The sequence below is a fragment of the Variovorax sp. BGA-UO-ETr-C22 genome, from assembly GCF_059567965.1.
Genome location: NZ_JCAQPA010000008.1, coordinates 141,975 through 166,958, shown reverse-complemented (window position 1 = coordinate 166,958; position 24,984 = coordinate 141,975). Strand labels below are relative to the sequence as shown.

General features: G+C 63.5%; 9 protein-coding genes and 1 pseudogene. 9 read left to right on the top strand and 1 reads right to left on the bottom strand.

Features of this window, described 5'->3' with window-relative positions; translation table 11 throughout:
- Nucleotides 1–78: 78 nt before the first annotated feature.
- From AC57B8_RS08245 to AC57B8_RS08205, 9 genes and pseudogenes are all read left to right on the top strand, one after another.
- Entirely contained in the window at nucleotides 79–579 is a 501-nt protein-coding gene (locus AC57B8_RS08245; protein WP_496479244.1) for a hypothetical protein, read from the top strand.
- Entirely contained in the window at nucleotides 570–1,286 is a 717-nt protein-coding gene (locus tag AC57B8_RS08240) for a response regulator transcription factor (protein WP_496479243.1), read from the top strand. The genes AC57B8_RS08245 and AC57B8_RS08240 overlap by 10 nt, the downstream gene beginning before the upstream one ends.
- Before the next feature lie 156 nt (nucleotides 1,287–1,442).
- Complete coding sequence (locus tag AC57B8_RS08235) at nucleotides 1,443–2,570, top strand: sensor histidine kinase (RefSeq protein ID WP_496479242.1); 1,128 nt, start codon at nucleotides 1,443–1,445, stop codon at nucleotides 2,568–2,570.
- Nucleotides 2,571–2,821: 251 nt separating this feature from the next.
- Nucleotides 2,822–3,274, top strand: a complete 453-nt coding sequence (locus tag AC57B8_RS08230; RefSeq protein ID WP_496479241.1) for a hypothetical protein — start codon at nucleotides 2,822–2,824, stop codon at nucleotides 3,272–3,274.
- A gap of 922 nt (nucleotides 3,275–4,196) precedes the next feature.
- Nucleotides 4,197–4,592, top strand: a complete 396-nt coding sequence (locus tag AC57B8_RS08225; protein WP_496479240.1) for a hypothetical protein — start codon at nucleotides 4,197–4,199, stop codon at nucleotides 4,590–4,592.
- Nucleotides 4,593–4,727: 135 nt separating this feature from the next.
- Entirely contained in the window at nucleotides 4,728–7,673 is a 2,946-nt protein-coding gene (locus AC57B8_RS08220; RefSeq protein WP_496479239.1) for a beta strand repeat-containing protein, read from the top strand.
- 298 nt (nucleotides 7,674–7,971) lie between these two features.
- Nucleotides 7,972–15,417, top strand: a complete 7,446-nt coding sequence (locus tag AC57B8_RS08215) for an OmpA family protein (protein ID WP_496479238.1) — start codon at nucleotides 7,972–7,974, stop codon at nucleotides 15,415–15,417.
- A gap of 14 nt (nucleotides 15,418–15,431) precedes the next feature.
- Nucleotides 15,432–17,036: pseudogene (locus tag AC57B8_RS08210) on the top strand (DUF11 domain-containing protein); the annotation flags it as partial.
- Nucleotides 17,037–17,060: 24 nt separating this feature from the next.
- Complete coding sequence (locus AC57B8_RS08205; protein ID WP_496479474.1) at nucleotides 17,061–22,514, top strand: prealbumin-like fold domain-containing protein; 5,454 nt, start codon at nucleotides 17,061–17,063, stop codon at nucleotides 22,512–22,514.
- A gap of 447 nt (nucleotides 22,515–22,961) precedes the next feature.
- Here AC57B8_RS08205 and AC57B8_RS08200 read toward each other — a convergent pair whose 3' ends face one another.
- Nucleotides 22,962–24,209 (bottom strand): esterase-like activity of phytase family protein, encoded by a 1,248-nt coding sequence (locus tag AC57B8_RS08200; protein WP_496479237.1) that lies wholly within the window; start codon nucleotides 24,207–24,209, stop codon nucleotides 22,962–22,964.
- Between the last annotated feature and the right edge of the window lie 775 nt (nucleotides 24,210–24,984).

The window sequence follows — 24,984 nt, the reverse complement described above, 5'->3', positions numbered from 1 at the left end:
GGTGGCCTCGATACGCTTCGTGTCCATGCGGAGAGCGCCTGCAAGGATCGATCTTAGTCTCTCAAGAAAATTGATGACATGGGTCCGGACGTGGTGAGGTCGGCGGCTGAAAAAGGCGTAGGTATCGCACGCGTGACACGGTTGTCTGCCGGTGACAGTGGGGTTCTCTTTCATCTCAATTACCGAGAACCCTATCTTCATTGCGAAGTGCTGGCCGACTTGATTGCCATGTTCGATGGTTCGGATCGTGAGGCGATCGGTGCCGATGCGATGCGTGGATTGAGTCAGGCCACGGCGGTGTGGGCTAAGGGCCGATTCGACCTCTCGTTGGTTTCGGTGTGTGATCAAAAAAACGCGCGAACCATGACGGACGACGGCGACTTACCGACGTCGAATGAGCGCTACGGATTTACATCGAGGAGGCTGTCAAGTTTCTCAACACTGTCGAACGAGATTGGGATAGACGGATTTGGCATGATTTTCGATCGCCGATCAGACTTCCTCCATATCTTCGATGGGTGGCACTCGCGAGAGAATTCCACGCTGAAGTCTGAGGCAGGGAAGACGCAATGCGTGTAGTAGCACTCGACGACGACGTCGATGGATTGGACCTGATCCAGAGAACGCTGCACGCGATCGGACATGAATGCCATGTTTTCACTGAGGGTGCCGCACTCAAACGCGAACTGCGCCGAGAGACGGTTGACCTGCTGATCCTGGACTGGAATTTGCCGGACATTAGTGGGCCGGACATAGTTCGTTGGGCGAGAAGCAACCTGAAGGACCGAATACCGATCCTCTTTGTGAGTAATCGCCACCAAGAGCGGGACATCATGGAGGGATTGGCTTCAGGAGCTGATGACTTCATGGCAAAACCTATCCGCATTGGCGAGTTGACAGCGCGGGTGAAGGCTTTGCTTCGACGCGTCTACACGGAGTCGGCGCCGGCGGTTCAAACTTGGGGGCGCTTTCGATTCGTTCCGGCGAGTGGTCAACTGGAGGTTGACGGCAAGCTGATGATGCTAACTCAGAAGGAATTCGACCTCGCCCTGATCCTCTTTCGCAATATCGGTCGCTTGCTCACGCGCCAGTATTTGCTGGAGTCCATATGGCGAACCAACAATCCTTTGGGTACGGATCTCATGTCACGCTCGCTGGACACGCACATCTCGCGCGTTCGCTCGACACTTGACCTGCGGCCTAGCAATGGCTATCGGCTGACCGCCGTCTACGGGCAAGGGTACCGTTTCGACGTTATTGATCCCGATGAACACAATTTCGCCTGAAACCTCTGGGTGCGCCACGCAGTAATCAACATCCCTGTTGATCCTTCTGGTGGCGAGACTTGCCCGCCTCGAACTACGCGCCAAGGAGTGAACAGGATGGATACGTGATGCACCTGAACTTTCATCGAAATCAACCAACTGGGAACAAGTTCTTGCATGATGGATGTGCCGGCCAACGATAGTGCTTTCAGGTCCATTTTTTTTGGTCGTCGCGCCAACGAGACTCCGCTAGAGCCTCTGCGACTGTCCAGTTCCAGATCTAGTCGATCTGTGGCCCACATTTTTGAGGGGCTGCCAGATGCAGTTCTTGTTTGCGATCTGATGGGAACCGTGCTGCATGCAAATACTGCGGCGGCACGATATTTTGGCGTTGCATTGGGGGAGATCCTGCACGGCGTAGCCGTCATTGAATTGATGCGCGACGTGGTGTCGGAGGCTGATCGCCAGCCTGTCGTTACTTCTGAAGCATTGAGCGACGGGCCAGATGAGGTCGGCATTGCCGCTCGCGATGGAAAAGACCGTGATCTTCTTGTCAAGCGAGTGCCTGCGTTCAGTAGTGTGGGGTGGCGCACGGGATGGATCCTGTCACTGATCGATTTGACCGAACTGAGGCAGGCACAGCGCTTGCGAGAAACCGCGATGCGATTTCTTGGCCACGACCTTCGCGCCCCCCAAGCGGCCATCCTCACGGCGTTGGAGCTGTACCGGAAGAATCCGACGGCGCTGACCGAGGAGCAGCTCCACGAGCGTATCGAGCGCCATGCGCGAAAGGCGCTGGCGCTTTCGGATGGTTTCATCCACCTTGTACGTGCGCAATCCCAGACCTATCGTCTAGAGCGCTGCAACCTCGTTGAGGTGCTACTCGAATCCATTGATGGTGCATGGGAGGCAACGAGGCGACATCGCATAAGTATCGTCGTGGCGCCATCGCCGCAAGAAGCAATGAGCTTGGTCGATCGCGAGATGGTCGAACGCGCAATCGGCAACCTTTTGGGAAATGCGCTCAAGTTTTCTCCCAGTGATACGGTCATCACATGCGCGATTGAGTCGAACGAGGCAGGGTGGGGCGTGCTGGTGAAAGATCAGGGGCCCGGTATTGCCGCAAACCTCCAGGCGCAAATATTTCAGCCTTTCGTCAGGGGGCGTGAACGCAACGATGTCGACGGGGATGGATTGGGGCTTGCGTTCGTTAAGGCTGTCGTGCAAAGCCATGGCGGCCAAGTGCTTCTTGATAGCACGTCGGATCGCGGAAGTGCGTTCAGATTGGTGTTTCCAAAGGCCTAGATCACACACTGCTTCTCCGAAGTGATCGAGGATGAAACTATGCGGTCTTCTCTTAACAGTTGTCCCGCCCTGCCGAATCGATTGTCATGCAGTGTCAATTCGATTGTTAAGAGTGAAATCTTCTTCTAGATTCGAACAAAAGGAAACTCCTTGATCGATGTCGAAGTGTTTCGATGAAATGTTCTCGCGGCTCCTTCTGGTTCGCCGCGAACACCAAGGTTACCTGACGCATTGAATCGAAAGAGGACATCATGAATCAAGCCAAGCCAGCGATCGCGCTGGTTGCATCGGAGGCGTCGACTCGAGATCGCCTGCGCTACGCCTTGCATGGATTAGGGCCAAAAATCGAGGTACTCGATAGCACGAACTTGATTGCTGAACTTGGCGCTGGTCGGCACTTCGCCATGCTCGTATTGGCCCCGCAAGGTAGTGTCGCTCGGATGCGAAGTGATCTGGATCAAATACAAACCTTCACAGAAGGACAGACGCCACTGATGCTGCTGTTGGGGTTGGCTCAGGTTGAGGCCGTCGCCAGCGTCATGACTGGTGCGCGCAATGACTACTTGCTCATGCCTGTTTCGGACGATGAGCTGATCGACCGGTTGGCAAGCCTCTACTTTTGCTGGAGTTGGCCTCCAACCGGATTGCATTGCTACTTGCGCATGAATCAGCGCCAGTTCGGTATGGAAACGCAGTCGAAGTAGCACAAGTGACCAGTTTGAAGCACGGCAAGAAGGCGCCAATGGACCGAATCATCCGATGAGAAGGCTCGAGTGGGCGCCGCGACAGCCTGCAGTCAATCCACGCTACAGGCACATCTGCAATGAGCGGTGATTGCCACTTAGAGACGATTGCAAGGGGGCTGTAGCTGCCGCGGAGCTGGTCAGCTATGGATGCAGCGCATGCTGTCTGCTCCTCAAGGCCTGAGTGGAGCTCTTGAAGCCGCATCTTTCGCTGGTGCACCTCTAGAGGCCCGTCTTGTCGCCTCACGAGCTCGCTGCCGAAGACAGTAGGTACTTTTTCACAAATTCCCCGCCCTCAATTCTCAGGAACTGTCAACTCGATGGTTGTGAGAAAGGGTTCGCTTTACATTTTGCTTCTAGTACAAAGGTATTCAAGTGTGAGCTCGAGTCATCGGGATGGGGTGATTTATTCAAAACCAATGCTCTTCCCTAAATGAATAAGTCATTCGAGTAAATCTTCAAGGGGTTCGGTGCTCTGCACCCACTCGGTGTGATGTCCGCAGATCGGGAGCTCTGCAGTCATCAACTTTTCTCTCATGTCGACCATTGCGCCAACTCTTCTTGTGGGGTTGGAGGGGTGTGTTCGTCCTGGCCGCGTGCGATGCCCGCACAAATCTGGTTTCGTTATTACTCGATCTATTCAGGAGTTTTCATGGTTTCACTTTATTCCTCGTTGACTCGCGGAGTCTTGACTGCGGGTGACGGGCGGCTTGCGCATCGGTGGGGGGTGCGAGGTGCGGTTGCATTGAGTTTGGTTCTCGGAGCATGGATGCCTGCGAGTGCGCAATCAACGGTTGCAAGTCGGACGGCGACTCCGTCCGCCATCACTGTGGAGCTAACGCAGCGCAAGGTTGTCAGGAACGAGAAAGGCGAGGAGCAATTGATGGATGCTTCCGCTGTCAATCCCGGGGACGTCATCGAGTACCGGGCGACCTATACCAACAAGTCTGCGAAGGCAGTGACCGGACTGATCGGCAACCTGCCGATTCCTGAGGGGCTGGAGTACATGCCGCGCAGTGCCAAGCCAGGCGCTGCGCTGGTGAAGGCTGCTGCCGACGACGGAGTTTTTGCGCCAGAGCCATTGCTGCGCCCGTTGCCGGGCGGCAAGACAGAACCGAGACCCTACAACGAGTATCGCGCGCTGCGCTGGATGCTCGGGCAGTTGCCTGCGGGTGGTGTCACGGCCGTAAGTGCACGCGCACGCGTTGAAATTGTGGTGCCCAAGGCGCCAATCGCTTCGGGTGCTGCGACGCAGGTGCCCGGAGCCCCCAAGCAATGAGCGGCTGTCTGACGTCTCGCTTCTCGACAGCCTCTTCATTCGATCCGATCAGTGCCCATCGCGCGTCGCAGGTCGGGTATCCCTAGTCAGCCGATCACTTCGTCACATCTCAACAATTCAGTAGGAAAAAGCCACGTGAACTCTTCTTCAAATCCTGGTGTGCCCGGCCTTGCGCCGGTCTCATCATGGGTGGCCCGCGCGACCGTCTGCCTCGGGCTCCTATTCGGAGCGGGGGCAGCACTTTCTGCGCCGCCTCCCGCCAACACCGTCATCGGAAATCAAGCGTCCGCTACCTATTCCGACGCGAGCGGTAACGCTCAGTTGGCCACATCGAATCTCGTTCAGACGACCGTCCAGCAAGTGGGGGCGTTCAATTTGGACTCCAACACGGCGGTCACGACGAACGTCGTCAATACCAAGACCGGCGCTGCTGGTGCGACGGTCTACGCACCGCACGTGCTGACGAATACCGGCAACGGCAGCGATGCGTTCGATATCAAGGTCGATGCTGCAGCCGGTGGGTTCTCCAGGGTTGAAGTCTTCGCCGATGCCAATGGCGACGGTGTTCCCGACAATACGACCCCGCTTTGTACGGCTGTGCCGGCGGCATCTTGCGTCGTCCCCCCGCAGACGGTTGCTGGCAACAACGGCACGTTCCAGTTCGTGGTCGCATATACGATTCCCTCGACGGCGACCACACCGACAACGCCGTACAGTTTCGGCACGGTGGCCGCGAACGTAGTTTCGACATCTCCGGCTCTCGCGTCGTACGCCAGTACTTCAGCTGCTGACCGGGACAATGTGAACCTGACTACTGCGGCGGCGTTCAATGTCACCAAAGCGATCGGTGTGCCTGCCGTGGCAGCGCCGGGCGGCGGGGCATGGCCCACGCCGGCTGTCAGCGGTCCGCGTTCGTCGTCGGCAAGCTGCGCGACAACCTGGACAGCTGGACTTGCGTCGACCGCGAACTGCCAGTACACGGTCTACACCATCAACGTGAGCAACACCGGTGGCGCCACGGGCACCCTGGCGCTGCAGGACACGCTTCCGAGCGGATTCACTTATGTCGGCGGATCGGCCGTGTGGAGCAATTCGCCTACGGCGGGCACAGCCCTCACGGACGCTTCGACAGCCGATCTTGGTGGCATTGACTATCAGGCTTCGGGCAACACCGTCACAGCGGTCATCCAGTCGCTGCCTGTCAACGTGTCGCAGACCATCAGCTTTGTGGTGTTGGTCAACAGCACGGCGGCAGTTGGCGTGTCGACCACCACCAACACGGCAAGGTATAACCCGACCAATGCGGCTGGCGCCACTTCCGCGTCACCGGGCACGCTGTCTTCAACGTCGAATCCTGCGACCTTCACCGTGCTCGCCAGCTACGGCTTCGCGATTGGTACCAACCTGCCGACCGTGTCCACCGCCGTGACGGCCAAGGACGTGACGCCGGGCACTGCCGACGGTAGCGCGGACACGACCACACGTCCTTCGGTGATTCCTGGTGGCAGCGTGTCATTCCCGAACCGGGTGTTCAACACCGGCAACGCGACCGATACGATCAATCTCACTGCAGGTACGAGCACCTTCCCCGCTGGTACCACATTCACCTTCCTTGCTGCAGACGGTTTGACACCGTTGCTCGACACCACCGGTGACGGCGTGCCGGACACGGGTCCGATCGCGGCAGGCGGGTTCGCCGACATCGTGGTACGTGCAAGCGTGCCCGCCAGCGCGACCGTGGGCTCGGGTCCGTTCGACGTCCTGGTGACAGGCAGATCGGCCGGCAATCCGGCGACCGTGGTTGACGCGACCAAGGAAGTCGTGACCCTCGTGATTGGTTCGCTGGTCGACCTGACCAACAGCGCTACAGGTACGGGTTCCGGCTCGGTCGCCGGCGGTGACTTGGGTCCAGGCCCAAGCCCGAGCCCCACGACCACCAACACCACGATGGCAGGCACGGGCACCATCTTCACGCTGTTTGTCAAGAACGGCGACTCGGTGAACAACACCTACAACCTGGCAGCAAGCCAGAGCCCCAGCTTCCCCGGCACCCTGCCGGTTGGCTGGACGGTGAAGTTCGTTGCTGCTGGCGCGAGTTGCGCCGGTGTGGCCATCACCAACGTGGCGGTGGTTTCTGGTGCGCAAACACAAGTCGACGCCTGCGTGACGCCACCTGCCACGCAGACGCCGGTCACGGCCCAGAAGATCTACTTCCAGGTCCAGTCCACGTCGGCTGCATCGACCGGGGCCATCGTGAGCGACGCGAAGACCGACGCTGTGACGGTCACCGCGATGCTGACCTACGGCGCCACGTTGACGCCCAGCAACGCCGGTCAGGTCGCCCCTGGCGGTTCAGTGGTGTATGCCCACACGTTGACCAACACCGGCACGCAAAGCTGCACCGGTCCTTACACGGTATCGGCCAACCTGCCTGCGGCCGACGTGACCGCCGGCTGGACGACCGCACTGTACATCGACAACAACGGTGACGGCGTCATCGATGGCGGCGATACGTTGTTGACGGGCCCGATTGCTGGTCCCCTGGCTGTCAGCGGTACGCAGAAGCTGCTGGTCAAGGTGTTCGCCCCAGGCGGCGCGATGGCTGGCACCACGGACACTGCAACCGTGACCGCGACGTTCCCCCCCGGCACTGGCTCGTGCGGCACGCCGACCGCGACGGACATCAGCACGGTCATCACTGGGCAGATTCGCGTCGTGAAGACCCAAGCTGCTGACTTGAACTGCGACGGCGTCGAAGCGGCCACGGCCTCGAACTTCTCGGCCGCATCGCTGACGATCAAGCCGGGCCAGTGCGTCATCTATCGGATCATTGCCACCAACGAAGGTGTTGCGCCGATCACGAATCTGTCGATCACCGACGCGGTTCCTGCGTACACCAGCCTCACAGGTGCAACGCAACCCGCAGCGGCGACGCAGTGTTCGTCGACCGGCATGACCGGAACAGCTGTGGCCTATGCAGGCACGGCACCGGCAACCACGGTGAGTTGCGGTAGCGCGGCCAACAGCATGGCGCCGGGCGGCTCGGCCACGCTGATCTTCGCCGTGAAGATCAATCAGTAAAGACTGATGGGTCTCGTCCCTCAACGTCCACCACTGGCGGACGTTGAGGGCCATCGAAGCGCGCCCTTGAGTGGCGTCGCTTCGGCTTTTTCCTGCGCTGCGAATCGCACTGTGCTCCTGGCCGTCAATGTCAGGCGGCGCAGGAAAAAGTCATCAACGCGTGCGCGCACAGCGTCGCGTCGCAATCGGTTCGGAAAAATACGTGCGAAACGCCAACAATCAACGTCGATCCAGGTCATGCCTGTTAGCTGCCGCATGGGTGCTTCTGCGGGTGGTGGCGTGCTGGTTCGTCTTCGCGATGGCACCGGCATCGGCCGCGCCCGTGCCGGCCGGCGCCTCGATCCGCAACGTCGCTACCGCGACCTACGTGCCGACCGGGATGAGCCAGCAGGAAACCGCAAGCTCCAACGCCGTGCAGGCGACTGTGCTGCCCGTCGAGGCGCTGCTGCTCACGCAGGACCAGAGCGTGACGCGGCCACCGAATGCACAGGTCACGCTGAACCACCTGCTCAGCAACGTCGGCAACGTGACGTCGAGCTACACACTCGCCTGGGCTAACAACGCCGGCGGTTGCGGTCCCGACCAATTGGACCTGAGCACCTTGCGCGTCGTGCGCGATGTCAACAATAACGGCGTGGTCGATGCGGGCGACCCGGTGCTGCCGCTGGGTAGCGCCGGCGCGCTGTCGCTCAAGCCCGGTGAGACTGCGTCGCTGCTGGTGCAAGGAACGCTCCCAGCGGCACCGAGTGGCACCTCATGCCTGGCGCTGACCGCCACCACCGCGCTGCAAGCGCAGACGGCCATCAACCGCGATGTGGTCACCGTCAGCAGCGCGGCGGTGATCTCGCTGGTCAAGTCGGCGTCGTACCCCGGCGTGCTCGTGCCGGGAACCACGCGCATCGATTTCACCGTCAAGGGCTCCAACATCGGCGCGCAAGATGCACAGCCGACCGGCTCGGCCGTGCCCGGCCCCTCGGTGATCACAGTCAACGGCGTGGCGTCGTCGCTGGTGCTGGTGCGCGACCTGGTGCCCGTGGGCACGATCTACCTGGCCGGCACGCTGCAGAGTACGGCCGCCGGCGCGGTCCGCCTGTACCGCCTGCCAGGCGATGCGCCCTTCAACTACCGCACCACGGACGACGCGGCCGCAATCGAAGTGGCGATCGGCGTGCCGACGGCGCTGGTACGCAACGGCTCGATCGCGATGCAGTTCGCCGTGAAGGTCAAGGCCGACGTCACGGGCGACATCCGCAACAACGCGCAGGGCTACTACAACGACAGCGCGGTGGACACCATTGCGCAATCGAACACCGTGATCATCCCCCTGTCGCTCGCGCGTATCGGCGTTGCGAAGGCGGCCACGGTGCCGCGCCTCCACCGCAACACAGACGGCTCGCCCGACGGCACCGCAAGCGTCGGTTTCAGCATGCACGTACGCAACTACGGCACGACCTGGCTGTATGGCGTGCAGATCAACGACTTGCTCGAGGGCACGGGCGCCACCCAGCTCGGAACCTACACGCCCGCCGTGGTGCCGGGGGCGAACCAGTACACGGTCGTGCCCGGTACGCTGCGCGTGGTCGGCAACCAAGGCGCGGGCACCGTCGCGGCGGTCAACACCGGCTTCACCGGAAAGGCCGCGGCGCGCGGCCTGCTCGCACCGGGCGCGGTGCTGCCCGTGGGCGCGGAGTTCACAGTGCAGTTCGACGTGCGGATCAATTTCACGGGCCGCACGGGCACGCTGCTGAATACCGCCCGCGCCGAGGCCTCGCTGACCTCGGGCGGTGCGCCGCAAGTGTTCGACGATTCGGTCGACGGAGCCAACCCCGATGCCGACGGCGACGGCAACCCCGGCAACGACACCTCGCCCACGCCCGTCTCCATCCAGGGCCCCTCGTTGTCGATCGTGAAGACGGCATCGCAGCCTCGCCGTGTCGGCGACGGCGTCTACGAGATCGACTACGGCTTCAAGGTCACGAACACCGGCAACGGCCCGGCGCCCAACCTGCGCGTCATCGACAACCTGAACTGCACCTTCGACATGGACAGGTCGGACGGCCGCATTGCGTCGTGGCAACTGACGGGACCGGTGCGAGCGCGCAACGGTGTGCTGTCGCCGTCGTCGGGCTTCACCGGCCGTGCCACCTGCAACCGCGACACCGCGGCCAGCACCGACCCCTATAAGATGCCGATCGAGGTCGCTGCACTGAGCATGGTCGACGGCAGCAGAGCGCTTGCGCCCGGCCAGAGTGAGGAGCTCGCCATCAGCGTGCGCGTCACCACGAAGCGTGCAGCGGACAGCACGCGCGTGACGCTCGACAACAAGGCCTGGGCCGCAGCGTTCGCGCAGAACACCGTCACCTTCTCGCCGGAAAACCTGGTGGCCGTGGCCGTTGGTTCCGCGCGGGCCGTGCTGATGGACCCAATGGGCACCGTCTACAACGCCGTGACGCGCCTGCCGGTTGCGGGCGCGGTGGTCAAGTTCACGCGTCAGTCGTGCAACGCGGGGCCGGCGACGCCGATCAAATCGGGCGAGATCGTCGGGTCCGACACGGGCCTGTACACCTTCAATGCCGACGGCAGTGTTTCGATGTCCACCGGGGTGGACGGCACCTATCAGTTCCCGCTCCAGAACCCGCCCGTGACCGGGCTGTGCACCTATGCCATCGCTGTCACGCCGCCGGCGGGCAGCGGGTATGTGGCACCGTCGCTACGCCTGCCGGCCAAGGCAGGGAGCTTCGCGAGCTGCAGCCAGGTCGTGCCCAACGCGGCGCCACCGCAGGGCCCGGAGCCCACCACCTACTATTACAACGTGGTGACCGGCTTCAATGCCGACGGCAGTGCCTGCGACGTGACCAACAACCACGTGCCGCTGGACCCGGGTTCGCTCACCGGCCTGGTGATGCGCAAGGACGGCAGCAAGCGGCAGGTGGAGTTCGGCGATCTTCTCGACTACGCGCTGACTGTCACCAACAAGACCGGCGTTCCCATCAGCGGCCTCAACGTCGTCGACACACTGCCGCCCGGCCTGGCCTATGTGCCCGGTAGCGCGCGGCTGAATGGCGTGGCCACCGACAATCCGCACGGCGGCGCCGGCCCGCAGCTGGTCTGGAGCTATCCCACGCTCTCGCTGGCCAGCGACCAGTCGGTCATGCTGCGCTACCGCGTGCGAGTAGGCGTGGGCGCGCCCGTGTCCGGCGACGTCGTGAACCGCGCGCTCGCGAACTCCGGCGCGCTGCAGTCCAATCTGGCCACCTTCACGGTACGGGTCACCGGCGGTGTCTTCTCCGACGAAGCCTTTGCGTTCGGCAAGGTCTACATGGATTGCAAGCGCGACCGCACGCAGGAGGGCGCGGACGAACCCGGCGTGCCCGGCGTGCGTCTGTACATGGAAGACGGCACCAGCGTCGTGACCGACGTGGAAGGCAAGTGGAGCCTGTACGGCCTGAAGCCCGTCACGCACGTGCTGCGGCTCGACCAGACGACGCTGCCGCCGCAAGCGCAGATTGTGCTGCTGGACAACCGCAACGCCAACAACCCTGCCAGCCGGTTCATCGATCTCAAGAAGGGCGAGCTGCACAAGGCCAACTTCCCGCTGGCCGGCTGCGACGACCCGGTCGTGATGGACGATGTGGCCCGGCGCCGCAAGCTCATCGCCGTGCGGCCTGGTGCCGACGGTGAAGCCGCGGTCCGCGCACGGCTCGACCCGCAGGGTGCCATCGTCCCCGCGGGAGACCAACGCTCCCTGCCGGCGTCAGGCGAGGTGAGCGCCTCGGGCGCCATCGGCGCCACGCTCACATCGAGCCAACCGTTGATTGCTCTGCCGAGCGCACCCGCGGGCGGTGCGGGCAGCTTTGTCAGCGGCGTCGGCGCGGCCAGCGGCCTGACCGGCACGCTAGGGGCCGTGCAGCAACCCGCGTCCTTCAGCAGCCCTGTGGGCGTGCCAGGCGGCACCTCCGGCCTCTTGCCCGGTGGTGTGGGGAGCGGCGTGGGCACCCTCGGCGCCAACGGCATCAACGCGCGCAGCGGCAGCCTCTCGCCGTTGGCGCAGCCCCTGCTGCCGCAAGCCGCACCCGGCACCATCGACTTGGAGAAGGTGATGCCCGACATGGACAACAAGCCAGGGTTCATCGAGCTGAAGGACCGCGACACCCTCGCGTCGCAGACGATCAACGTGCGCGTCAAGGGTCCGGCGGGTGCCAGCCTGCAGTTGCAGGTCAACGGCGAGAAGATCGACGGCCGTCGTGTGGGAAAGAAAGCAACCCTGCCCAGCGCCGCGTTGAGTGCCTGGGAGTACATCGGCATCGTGCTCAAGCCCGGCAACAACCTCCTTCGGCTGGAGGTGCACGACGATTTCGGCGTGGCGCGAGGTGAGCCGGTCGAAGTCAACGTCATCGCGCCGGACAAACTCGGCGCCATCGCGGTCCAGGTGCCCGAAGACGCGCGCGCAGACCTGCGTACGCCGGTGCCAGTCAAGGTGCGCTTGACCGATGCGGCCGGCGTGCTGGTGTCCGCCCGCGCACAGCTCACGCTCGAAACAGACCGGGGACGCTGGGTCGAGGAAGACCTGAACCCGAATGAGCCGGGCACGCAGGTCTTCATGGACGGCGGCGAGGCCGAGTTCCATCTGCTGCCGCCGGGCGAGCCCGGCGATGTGCGCGTGCGGGTGTCCACGTCGGCCTTCGTGCGCGAGGTGCGGCTCGCCTTGCTGCCGGATCTGCGCCCCATGATCGGCGTCGGCATCCTGGAGGGGACCCTGGACTTCTCCAAACGCGGAAAGCTCGCGCTGGGCGAAATGCCTGCCGGTGCGGCCTTCGAGACGGAGTTGCGAAGCCTGTCGAGTGACCCCAAGGACACGCGTGCGGGTGCGCGTGCCGCGTTCTTTTTCAAGGGTGCTGTGAAGGGCGAGTACCTGCTTACGGCCTCGCTGGACACCGACAAGAACCGCAAAGATCGGTTGTTCCGCGACATCCGTCCGGACGAGTTCTATCCCGTCTACGGCGATTCGTCGGTGCGGGGCTTCGATGCGCAAAGCTCGCAGCGCCTGTATGTGCGCATCGACAAGAACCGTTCATACTTGATGTACGGTGACTTCGTCACCTCGAGCAGCGCGGACGTGCGCCAGCTCAGCCAGACCAGCCGCACGCTCACCGGTCTGAAGCACGTGTACGAGACCGACACGGTGCGCGCGACCAGCTACGCCTCGCGCACGTCGCAGACGCAGCAAGTGGAAGAGTTCGCCGCACGCGGCATCTCCGGCCCGTACTACCTGGGCGGGGGCGAAGGCAGCGCCGGCGACTTCGTGGAGAACAGCGAGCGCGTCGAGATCCTGGTGCGCGACCGCAGCCAGCCGAACGTGGTGCTACAGAACGTGGCGGCGACGCGCTTCGTGGACTACACGATCGAGCCGTTGTCGCGCCGCATCCTATTCACCCGCCCGATCGCATCGGTCGATGCCAACCTGAATCCGCAGTCGATCCGCGTCTCCTACGAAATCGACGCCGGTGGGCCCAAGTACACCGTGGCCGGCACCGATGTGCAGCTCAAGGTGGCCAAGAACCTGCAAGTCGGCCTGGTGCTCAGCACCGACCAGAATCCGGAGAACCGCCGCAAGCTGGGCGCGATCACCGCACTGGCGCGGCTGGGCGAGAACACCAGCGCGGCGGCCGAGCTGGTGCAGACCGATTCCGACCTGAACGGCAAGGGCTCGGCGGGCCGCATCGAACTGCGGCACCAGGACGAACAGCTCGGCGTTGCGCTGCAGGTCGCGCGAACGAGCAAGGGCTTCGACAACCCAGGCGCATCCTTCGCGGCCGGGCGCACGGAAGCGAGTGCGCGTGTGGAATACAAGGTCGACCCCACGCTGCAGGTGCGCGGCGAGGCACGCTACAGCAAGGACAACCTGACAGCGGGAAACACCCAAGGTGTCACCGTCAGTGCGCAACAAAAGATCAACGGCAGCCTCACGGGCGAGGTCGGCCTGCGCTACGGATCGACCTCGAGCTCGTCGGCCTCTCTGTTCGACTACAACCAGGTTTCCAGCTACAACGGCGCGCTGGGTTCGCCGAATGTCGGAAGCTCGGTCACCGCGCTCGGCGGCGCCGCCAATGCCGCGGGCGCGCTGCTCGACAAGCATCAGGACAACCTCGCCACCATCCGCGGTCGGCTCACGGCGCAGGTACCGAATCTGCCGCAGGCACAGGTCTTCGTCGAAGGCGAGCAGGACCTGCAAAGCAGCGGCAAGCAGATCGCGATCGGGGGCAACTACGCCATCACCGACAAGACGCGCATCTATGGCCGCTACGAGTTCATCTCCACGCTTGGCGGCAGCTACGACCTGAACAGCCACCAGTCGCGCAACACCGGCATCCTCGGTGTCGAGAGCAACTACATGGAGGGCGGACGGGTCTACAACGAGTACCGCCTGGCCGATTCGGTCGACGGCCCTACGGCCCAGAATGCCATCGGCATTCGCAACACGGTCAAGCTGAACGAGCGGTGGCGCCTGACCGGCGGCATCGAGCGTGTGAAAGCGATGAGCCACGCTCCCACGACCGCGGGCATTCTGGGCCAGGGCGATTCCACCGCCGTGGTCAGCGGTGTCGAGTACACCAGCGAGCGCGTGAAGGCGAGCGCGATCCTGGAGGCGCGCTGGGCCGACGACTCCAACACCACGCTGTCGAGCGCGGGCCTGGGCTACAAGCTCGACGACGACTGGAGCCTGCTCATGCGCAGCGTCTACAGCGACAGCAAGGGCAAGGGCGCCAACGAAGGCGACCGGCGCACCTTGTCGCGCCAGCAGATCGGCGTGGCCTACCGCCCGGTGGGGCAGGACGTGTGGAACGTGCTGGCCCGCTACGAGCACAAGACCGAAGCCGTGCGCGGTGCGGGCACGACGCTCGGCACGATCAGCGGCAACGCCTTCGGCTCCGACGCCACGCAGGCCGGCGACTACCAGGCCGACATCGTGTCGGTGCACGTCAACGTGAACCCGCAGCCCGGCACCTACATCACCGGTCGCTTTGCGGCCAAGCGCGCGACGCAGGACGACGGTGTGCTCAAGAGCAGCTATTCGGCGCAGCTGCTGCAGGGCCGCCTGACCTACGACCTCAACAAGGACTGGGACGTCGGCGTGCAGGCCGGCCTGCTGCACGGCAGCGGCGGCTCGCTGCAGAAGACCCTCGGCTTCGAAGTCGGCTACCAGGTCTACAAAGACCTGTGGCTGTCGGGCGGCTACAACTTCGTGGGGCTCAAGGACCGCGACCTGACCGCCGGCGAATACACGAGCAAGGGCGCGTTCGTGCGGCTGCGCTTCAAGTTCGACGAAACCGCGCTGGGGTTTGTTCCTGCCGGTGCCGTGAGCGAGCCGGCCACAGGCGAGCCGGCGACTGCACTTCCGCCGGGAAAGATCACGCTGCAGGCGCAGGCTTTGTTCGAGGCCGGCGAGCACACCCTGAAGCCTGCTGCCCATGCCGTATTGGATGAGGTCGTCTCGCGCATCAAGAGCGAACACTACGACCTGATCGAGATCATCGGCGCAACCACTCCCGAAGGCGCTGCCGATGCCGCGCCGCAGTTGCCGAAACAGCGGGCTGAAGCGGTCGCTGCCTACCTCGTGGCGCATGGCGTGAGCTCGGCCCGCGTCAAGCCAGAGCGGCGCACGGATGCGTCGACTCCCGCCGAGCGGCCCGTGCCGCTCGGCGGCGCGCGCAAGCAGTCGCTGGAGATTGAAGTAGCTGGCTGAGGCTGTCTTCAACGATGCTGAATGGACTGTTCAATTGGCGGGACTTTTTCCTTTCAGGCGCCGCGCCCACTCGACCAGTGACGGGATCCATCGTCACGTTGCCTCACCGACAAAAGAGAAGAATGATGCCTAGAAACCTGTGCACGCGATTCGCGTCGGCCCTGTCGAGCAGTCTGCTTGCCTTGGCCACACTGGCACTGATCCCGACACTGGTGCAAGCGCAAACGGTGACTTCCGCCGGCACGGCATCGGCTTCCGCCGTTGGCTCGGGCGCGCTCGGCACGCCCACCCTGACCTTCAATGTGGCCGCAGGGCGAAATCGTATCGTTTTCCTTACGGCGGCTTTCGAGCGTGATCACTGCATTACCGACAGCACCAACTCCAACGCAAGCTGCACGGATGAACCAGCCAATGTGACCAACAGCAACTTCGCCGCGCCTAACTACGTGGCGAACAACGGTGCGAATCTGCAGATTCAATACACTGCGACCGGCCCGGGCGGATCCCTCACCTTCACCAATCCGCTGGCACCGCCGAACGGTGACCTTCGCTTTGTGACCACATTTGAAGGCCTGGGCAGTGGAGGGCTTGATCGGACCTACTACAGTCAGGAAGCCTATTTCGCCGCGTTGTATGAATCGGATCTGCGCACCTTGCTCGGCGGCGCGGCCAGTGGTTCGATCACCGTGACATTGCCTAATGTGCAGGTGCCACGCCGCGCTGCCGATGAGGCCCTGCTGACCGCTCTGCAGTTCAACAATGTCAGTCAGCGCAAGGACGGCAATGCTGGAACGGGCATTGTTCGTTCTATGGTCGATACCGGCCTGGTGGACTGTACTTCAGGCAATACTTACGAACTCAGTCTTGCGCCGGGGACATGGTCGCTTTGTGTCAATGGCTACGACGCGGGTCAAGCGCCGACCGCTGCTGGCGACGGCGTGTTGCTGTACGGCTTCAACGGATATGCTGGCGGCGGAGCCATGGGCTTTGACACGGTCGCGGGATTCACCGAAGTGGCAAATCCAGCAGTGATCAACACCAACCCCGTGGTCGACGCGGGCACTAGCGCTGGAACGCATTTCGTGACCGGCACCGAGTCTGACGGCTTCAGCACTTCATTTCAGTTTAGTAACGGAGTCCCTGCGTCCAATATCAGATTGCAATCACGGAACGGGTCAGCGCAAATCACCACGGGTGGCCGAGCGGCGAAGTTCACGTTGACGCGAGGCGGGATAGATCTGAATATCACCAAGACGAACGGCACGACGTCGGTGTCGCCGGGGGCGACGACCACGTACACCATCGTGGTGACCAATCCCTCCGTCAACTTCGCCGACGGCGCTGTGGTGACAGACCCCATCGCCCCAGGTCTGACCGTGACCGGCGTGACCTGCGCGGTCACCACCGGTTCGGCAGCTTGCCCGAGCAGCCTGACCCAGGCGAGCCAGGCGTTGCGCGTGGCGGCGCTTCAAGGCGGTGCAGCGATTGCCAGTTTTCCGCCGAACAGTTCCTTGACGCTTACTGTTACCGCAACGGTCGGGACAGGAATCGCATCCATTTCGAATACTGCCACTCTCACGCCCCCAGCGGGATTTACCGACCTTGTTCCCGCAAATAACACGGCGACCGATACCGACACCGTGATGGGGACGATCGTTATCGTCAAGGATGCGATCCCTGACAGCCCGCAGGACTTCAGCTTCACCACGACCGGAGGTTCGGGCCTCCCCGCGAGCTTTGATCTGGACGACGATCCGACGGATGCCACGCTGCCCAACAGCCGCACCTTCTACGTCACCCCCGGCGCGACCGTCTACACCGTCAAGGAGGCGGCGCTGCCCAGCGGATGGACGCAAAGCAGCGTGAGCTGTACCAGCGGCGGGACTGTCGCAAGCGGTACGGCCTCGATCACCGTGGCGGCGGGACAGACGGTCACCTGCACGTTCACGAACGCCAAGACACCGACGGTGAAGGTGCAGAAGGTCACGTTGGGGAGAACGGGTGGACCATTCAGCTTCACTCAGACCAACCTGGCGAGTGCACCGGCGGGCATCACGACCAGCACCGCGGGCACACCGACGCCGTCATCGCCGACGCCGATCAACGTGACCACGACGGCCACGGCCGTGACGCTGACCGAAGGGCCACTGACCGGCACGCTGGCGGGATGGGCGCTGGTCTCGGCGAGTTGCACCGATGCGAACAGCGCGGCGACAGGCAACACCGGCGCCATCGGCACGCTGGCGGGCAGCACGCTGACGATTCCCGCTGCCAACGTGAAAGCTGGCGCCGACTTCACCTGCGTGTTCACCAACGCCCGTCCGCGCATTCGCCTGAACAAGCTGCTGCCCGACGGGCGTGTGGTTGATGCCCCCCTGTCACCCGACCAGTTCAGCCTGTCGATCGTTGGCCCGAGCGGTGGGACGGCCAGCGCCTCGACGACGACCACCACCACTGGCAGCGGAACCACGGCCACCGGCCTTGCCGACACCAACGCGTCTTCACCCGCCAACTCCGGCGGTACTTACGTGTTGTCCGAGGCACAAGGCAACCTCACGACGGTCATGGCGCTGTATGTCTCGAGCCTCAGCTGTACCAATGCGACTGCGGGCTCCACCACCGTGCTGCCGAGCGGCAGTGGTACCTCCGGCTTCTCGGTGACACCCACAGGCAACGACGACATCACCTGTACCTTTACCAACAGAAGGAGGCTGCCCCAACTCACGACTACCAAGACGGCCAGTGCCAATCCCATGCTGGTGGGGGCGAGCGGACAGCGCTATACCATCACCATCACGGTGGCCAATGGCCCGACGACGGCACCGATCACGTTGACGGACGCCTTGCCTGCAGGCATCACCACCAGCGGTCCTGTCACAGCCACGGGCGGCACCTTGAGCGGGTGCCCCGCGGCGGGTGCCACAAATCTCACCGGCTGTTCGATCGCCACGGGCGTCGCCAACGGCAGCATCGTGATCACCGTACCGGTCACGGTGGCCGTCAGCGCAGTGGGGCCTTCGGGCGCCACCAACACGGTGAATGTGGCGGGGGGCGGCGATCCGCTCTGTACAGTGGCCGCGGGGCAGCCCTGCGATGCCAGCACGACGACGACTGCTGTGATCCAGCCCGCGACGCTGCAACTGGCCAAGGTTTGGGGCGCTGGCGGCCTCACCGGCAACGTGGCGAGCATCGGTGCGAGCACGGGCGGCGCGAGCAACACCACCGCATTCACGGCGACGGCGCCGACGGCCGGCAACAGCGGCACGGCCGTGAACGTGGTGGCGGGCAACACCATCACGCTGCCCGCGGAGACGATGACGACGGGCACGCTGACGAACTACAACACGGTGCTGGCGTGTACTGCCAACAGCGGAGCCACGGCCAATGCGCTGAGCGGCACCAATGGCCAGACGAGCAACACGCTGCTGATCGGCGCGGCCGACGCGGGCCAGGCCATCGTCTGTACCTACACCAACACCGCGAAGACGGCGAACGTGACGCTGGCCAAAACCTGGTCGGGCGCGATCGTCAATGACGCGGTGAGCGTCACCGGCACGGGCCTGACCACGCTGGCCTCCGTGGCCAACACCGCCACCGAGACCGACACCGGCACGGCACTGGCCGTTCCCGTGGGCAGCGTCATCACGCTGGCCGAGAACTTCACCACCGGCAGCGCCGCCAACTACACGAGCGCGCTGAGCTGTACCGGCACCAGCGGCCTGTCGGGCAGCACGCTGACGGTCGGCCCGGCCGACACGGCCGTCGTCTGTACCTACACCAACACCCGCAAGACCGCGGCGGTGACGCTGACCAAGAGCTGGACCGGCGCCATCGCCGGCGACAGGGTCAACCTGACGGTCAGCGGCAGCGCCGCCGAAGTGACGGGCGCGACCGCCGGCACGTCGACCGCGCCGGCCACCATCACCAACGCCACGGCCACCGCGGCCAGCGGCGCCACGGTGACGCTGGCCGAAGCCTTCACGGTTGGCAGCGCGGCCAACTACACCACGACGCTGGCCTGTACCAAGGTGTCGGACGGCAGCACGGTGACGGTGACCGGCAGCGGCCTGAGCCGCACCTTCACGATGCCGTCGGACAGCGCGGTGACCTGCGGCTACACCAACACGCGCAAGGCTGCGACGTTGCAGCTGGCCAAGGCCTGGACCGCAGGCAGCACCACGGGCAACGTGGCGAGCATCGGCGCGACCACGGGCGGCGCGAGCAACACCACCGCGTTCACGGCGACGGCGCCGACAGCCGGCAACAGCGGCACCGCGGTGTCGGTGGGCGCGGGCGACACGCTCACGTTCCCGGCCGAGACGATGACCACGGGCACGCTCGCAAACTACACCACCGTGCTGTCGTGTACGGCCGATGGCGGCGCCACGGCGAACACGCTGAGCGGCACCAACGGCCAGGCGAGCAACACGCTGTTGGTCGGCGCGGGCGATGCGGGCAAGGCCATCGCCTGTACCTACACCAACACGCCTAAGACCGCCACGCTGCAATTGGCGAAGGCCTGGAACCCCAACAGCATCACCGGCAACGTGGCAAGCATCGCCGCGAGCACGGGCGGATCGAACAACACCACGGCCTTTACCGCGACGGCGCCCACGGGTGCGAACAGCGGCACCGCCGTGAGCGTGCAGGCAGGCAACACGATCACGCTGCCGGCCGAGACGATGGCGCCGGGCACGCTCGCCAACTACACCACCGTGCTCGCGTGTACGGCCGGCGGCGGTGCCGCGGCCAACGCGCTGAGCGGCACCAACGGGCAGGTGAGCAACACGCTGCTGGTCGGCGCAGGCGACGCCGGAAAGGCCATCGTCTGCACCTACACCAACACGCCGAAGACCGTCACCGTGCAACTGCGCAAGGCCTGGAGCGCGGACAGCACGAGCGGCGATGTGGCCAGCATCGGCGCCACCTCGGGCGGCAGCAGCAACACGACCCTGTTCACCGCGACCGCACCCACCGCCGGCAACAGCGGCACGGCAGTGTCGATGGTCGTCGGTGGCACGCTCACGCTGCCCGCCGAGACGATGACCACGGGCTCGCTCGCCAGCTACAGCACCGTGCTCGCGTGTACCGCCGACGGCGGCGCCACGACCAACCCGCTGAGCGGCACCAACGGCCAGGTGAGCAACACGCTCGCGATCCCCGCGGCTGATGCCAACAAGGCCATCGTGTGTACCTACACGAACGCGAAGAAGACGGTCACCCTGCAGGTGCGCAAGGCCTGGGGCGCGAACAGCGAAACCGGCAACGTCGCCAGCATCGGCGCGACCACGGGCGGCGCCAACAACACGGCGCTGTTCACCGCGACCGCGCCCACGGCCGGCAACAGCGGCACGGCGGTGGTGGCCGCTGTCGGCAACACCATCACCTTCCCCGCGGAAACCATGACCACGGGCACGCTGGCGAACTACACGACCGTGCTGTCGTGTACCGCCGATGGTGGCGCCACGGCCAACGCGCTGAGCGGCACCAACGGCCAGGCCAGCAACACGCTGGTGATCGGCGCGGGCGATGCCGGCAAGGCGATCGTCTGTACCTACGCCAACAACCGCCTGCCGACGGTCCAGATCCGCAAGCAGGCGCTGGGCGGCACGGGCACCTTCGCGTTCAGCGGCACCAACGGTTTCGGCGCGGACAGCATCAACGTCTCGGTGTCGGGCTCGACGGTGGTGGGCACGATCAAGACGCTGACCACGGCGAACACGCAGACGGTGCTGACCGAAGTCGCGGCCTCGATGCCCGGCGGCTTCGCGTTCTCGGGCGCGACCTGCACGGGCCTCGCGGGTGGGGCGACCGCTGCGGTCGATCTCGTGGCGGGCACCGTCACGCTGCCCGCGGCCGGGCTGACGAACGGCACGGCAGTGGTCTGTACCTTCACCAACACGCTCGCGGCGATCGTGAGCGGCCGCGTGTTCCTGGACAACGGCATCGGTGGCGGCACAGCCAACGACGGCATCGTCAACGGCGGTGAAGGCCCGCTGTCGGGCGTGAGCGTGCGGCTAACCAACTGCGGCGCGACCGTGTACGCGAGCGCGCTCACGGACGCGTCGGGCGGCTACAGCCTGAGCGTGCCGGCTGGCACGGCGACGGGCTCGGCGATGTGCGTGGAAGAAACAAACCCCGGCACGCGCGTGTCGACGGGCGCTTCGGTGGGCAACGTCGCATTGCCGTCAGGCTCGACCGTGGCCGCAGCCGGTGGCACCTATACCTACACGCGCACCGGCACGCCCGACCGCATCGCCTTCAGCTGGAACGGCACGGGCCACAGCAACCTGAACTTCGGCGACGTCGACAACAGCGCCTTTGCGACGGGTGGAGCGAAGACCGGTCAGCCGGGCAACACGGTGACCTACGCCCACACCTTCACGGCGGGCACGGCCGGGAGCGTCACCTTCGCGATCAGCGCTTCGACATCGACGCCCAACCTGACCGGTTGGGCAGAGAAGATCTTTGCGGACCCGACCTGCAGCGGGAGCCTTCAGCCAGGCGCCGCCACGCTGTACCCGCCTTCTGCAGCGATCGCCGTGACCGTGAGCCAGACGGTGTGCGTGATAGTGCAGGAGTTCATTCCAGCCACAGCCCAACCGGGCTATTCGAACGATGCGAAGGTGCAGGCCAACTTCATCCTCACCAATTCGTTGCCAGCCCCAGCGCTCAGCGCCAGCTACACGCTCGACGACATCACGACGGTCTCGATGTCCGCGCTGGAGTTGAAGAAGGAGGTGCGCAACTTGACGCAGGGCGCAGCGGCTTTTAGCGTCAACAATCAGGCCAAGTCCGGGGAGACGCTGGAATATCGTGTCACTTACACCAACAACGGCACCAGCCCGATCGGCAACCTCACGGTGAACGACACGACGCCGGCCTACACGACCTTCATTTCGAGCACGGCGGGCACCACACCCGTCACGCTGACGGCGTGCAGGAAAGTGACTCCAGCAAATCCTCCGCCCTCAGCCACTGTGGCATGCGATGCGATGCAGTCCACTGGCGGTGCGGGATCGGTGAGTTGGGCATTCACTGGTGCATTGAATCCCGGAGGAAATGGCACCGTGCTATTCCAAGTCAAGGTTGACTAACGTCGGTTCGCACGAATCCTCGCAGGGGTGCGAGAGTCTTGGTCTGGCGGGCGCTCGGCATCCCCCGCTTGAATCTTGCGCAGGAGCGATTTCCGAGCCACGCACAGGCTGTCTGCGTACATGAGGTGTCGACAACCACTTGGCAGGTTGAGGACTGTGCCCGTTACCGGAATGCAACGCAACATCATGAAACGTTCGATGAACGCGAAATGATGCTGCGCAATGATTTGAACCAAGGCCACTCGCGAACCACGGATTTCTAACCTCGGCGCCGAAAGGAAACATGACTTCATGCCGCGCCTGGAGAAGTCGCGAGGATCTCCTCTCCGGAAATACAAATGCACCGTTCCAAAGAACGCGTTGCGCCTTAACCTCTCGCAGTCATCCCGGAGAATTTCGGCGCCTCGTACTTCATGTGTACGAGGCGCTGGTCGGTGGCTTTTTACTTCACCTTTTCGGCGCCACCTCAAAGGCCAGAACCTGCGTAATCTGTTGAGTGGTATTGAAGTTGTTGTCCGAAACCAGCACGAGCGTGTCGTTGCCGTTGGACAATTTCGGGCCCCAAGTCATGCCTTCGATATTGTCGATCTTTCGCAGGCCCAGCGTGTTCAGATCCAACACAAGGCGCTTGCGAACGGGCTTGTAGGTGGCACCCGTCAGGCTTGTCAAACTGCTCACGTCGGTGGCGTCATTCGTCTCGACCTCGTAGAGACGAATGTAGTTGACGTAGAGGCCATCGGCACCCTGAACGCCCGAGCGCTCGATCACCAGAAATTGGTGATCGTTGATCGCAAGCATTTCCGAAACACCGTTGTCCGCATTCTTGCCAGCGGCGGGCGCTGCCGGGATCGGGTCGATGGGGTATGCGACTTGCTTGAGCACCTTGCCGGTGCGGTCCATCTGCGTGAAGCGAGACACGGAACCGCTCGACAACGTGGGCAATGGGCCGTCTTCGTAGATCGGTGCTTCCATGCCGACCCACAAGCTTTTTCCATCTGAGGCGAAGCTCAGTGCTTCAAAGGTGGCATTGTTACGCGAGCCTTTTTCCTCTGTTGGCGACATCTTGAACATCGCGGGCGTCGGCAGAATCAAGTTGGAAACACCATCGGTGGCCATGCGCGCGACAAAGGGAGTGAGACCTTTGGCACGGTCACCTTCGCTACCCCACCAGAGGCCGCCACCCTGTGGGTCGACACGGAAGGACTCAGGATCGGCCACGGTGCCGCCGGGCGCCGGATCGCTGCTGGGATAGGCCTTACCTCCCATATCCTTGAGCGCGAGTGTCGATCGGAACCGGATCGCCGCGAAGTTCGAACCGTCGTACTGCAATTCGGCGGTATGGAATCGCGATGCAGTCCGATCGTCACTCAGAAAGTACCAGAGCTTGGCAACCGGGTCATAGTCGACGGCAGACAGTCCACCGACCTGCACGCCGTCTACCTTCAAATCATTGGCGACCACCTGCTCTCCGATAAGGCGAACGCCCTGCACACTGCGCTCCACGGCTGGCGCTGGCGCTGGCACCGGCACAGGGGTTGGTGTTGGCGCTGGTGTCGTTGGAAGCACCGGGGGGAATGCGACGGAATCGCCGCCACCACCGCAAGCTGAAAGCGCGGTCCAAATGGAAACCGCGCAGGCGGTCAAAGTCAGGATTCGGAGGAGGGAGGCCTTGAAAGGTGGGAAGAGTTGCAGCATGCAATGCAGTACGTAGTGAAAAGCGCTTGATGCTATGAAGGGCCCATGTCCGTGTGGCGACAAATTGGCCATGCCGCTTCCCCCCTGTAAATGGGGGGAGGCTTCAATCGAACGTCAGCTAATCTCGATGACATCGCACTAGATTCTTGGACGGGCCGTGTTGATGCTTAGAAAACCTCTTTCAGTCAACATCCCGATCGGTGCTATTTCGTTTGCGCCACTGTCGGCTTCTTCGGACTACATGCTTCTGCACTTTTTTCTCTCCTGCCGGTGCGGCGTCGACGATCTCTCGCGTTTGCATCGAAGTGCTTGGATGCGATTCTTCGTCCGACGTCGTCTCTACTACTGTGCTCATTGTGGAAAGCGTCAGCTTCTCCTGTGGCAAGAAACTGAATCGACTCGTTCGGCTCGAGCGGCAGAACTTCGAGGTCGTGCGCCACTCAAGCGCGGGGGATAGTCGCCCGCAACGATAGCGAGAGCCTGGTTGCTAGAGGCGCGTCAACCGCAGTCGCCGACCTGCGCAAGGCGCCATAGATCCGGGGTGAGCACGAACGGGCTAGCGCGACTTCCTACCTGGAAGAACGCTTGCAGACTCACCGGTCTTTTCATCGCAATAAGCTTCTTCTGGCCATCCACAGACTGTGGTTGACTGCGCAAACAGCATGGCCGCGTTCTTGCGTCGCTCCAAGTGGATGCGGCCAGCACCTGAAACTGACCACCGAGTGGTACGGTTCAATAGCCATGAACTGGTCTTTCCACGAGTGCCAGTCATCGG

What these genes read in the sequence shown, in the direction of transcription:
- AC57B8_RS08215 (WP_496479238.1), top strand. Translation starts at nt 7,972, where the DNA reads ATGGCACCGGCATCGGCCGCGCCCGTGCCGGCCGGCGCCTCGATCCGC.
- AC57B8_RS08240 (WP_496479243.1), top strand. Translation starts at nt 570, where the DNA reads ATGCGTGTAGTAGCACTCGACGACGACGTCGATGGATTGGACCTGATC.
- AC57B8_RS08245 (WP_496479244.1), top strand. Translation starts at nt 79, where the DNA reads ATGGGTCCGGACGTGGTGAGGTCGGCGGCTGAAAAAGGCGTAGGTATC.
- AC57B8_RS08225 (WP_496479240.1), top strand. Translation starts at nt 4,197, where the DNA reads ATGGATGCTTCCGCTGTCAATCCCGGGGACGTCATCGAGTACCGGGCG.
- AC57B8_RS08235 (WP_496479242.1), top strand. Translation starts at nt 1,443, where the DNA reads ATGATGGATGTGCCGGCCAACGATAGTGCTTTCAGGTCCATTTTTTTT.
- AC57B8_RS08230 (WP_496479241.1), top strand. Translation starts at nt 2,822, where the DNA reads ATGAATCAAGCCAAGCCAGCGATCGCGCTGGTTGCATCGGAGGCGTCG.
- AC57B8_RS08200 (WP_496479237.1), bottom strand. Translation starts at nt 24,209, where the DNA reads ATGCTGCAACTCTTCCCACCTTTCAAGGCCTCCCTCCTCCGAATCCTG.
- AC57B8_RS08205 (WP_496479474.1), top strand. Translation starts at nt 17,061, where the DNA reads ATGGGGACGATCGTTATCGTCAAGGATGCGATCCCTGACAGCCCGCAG.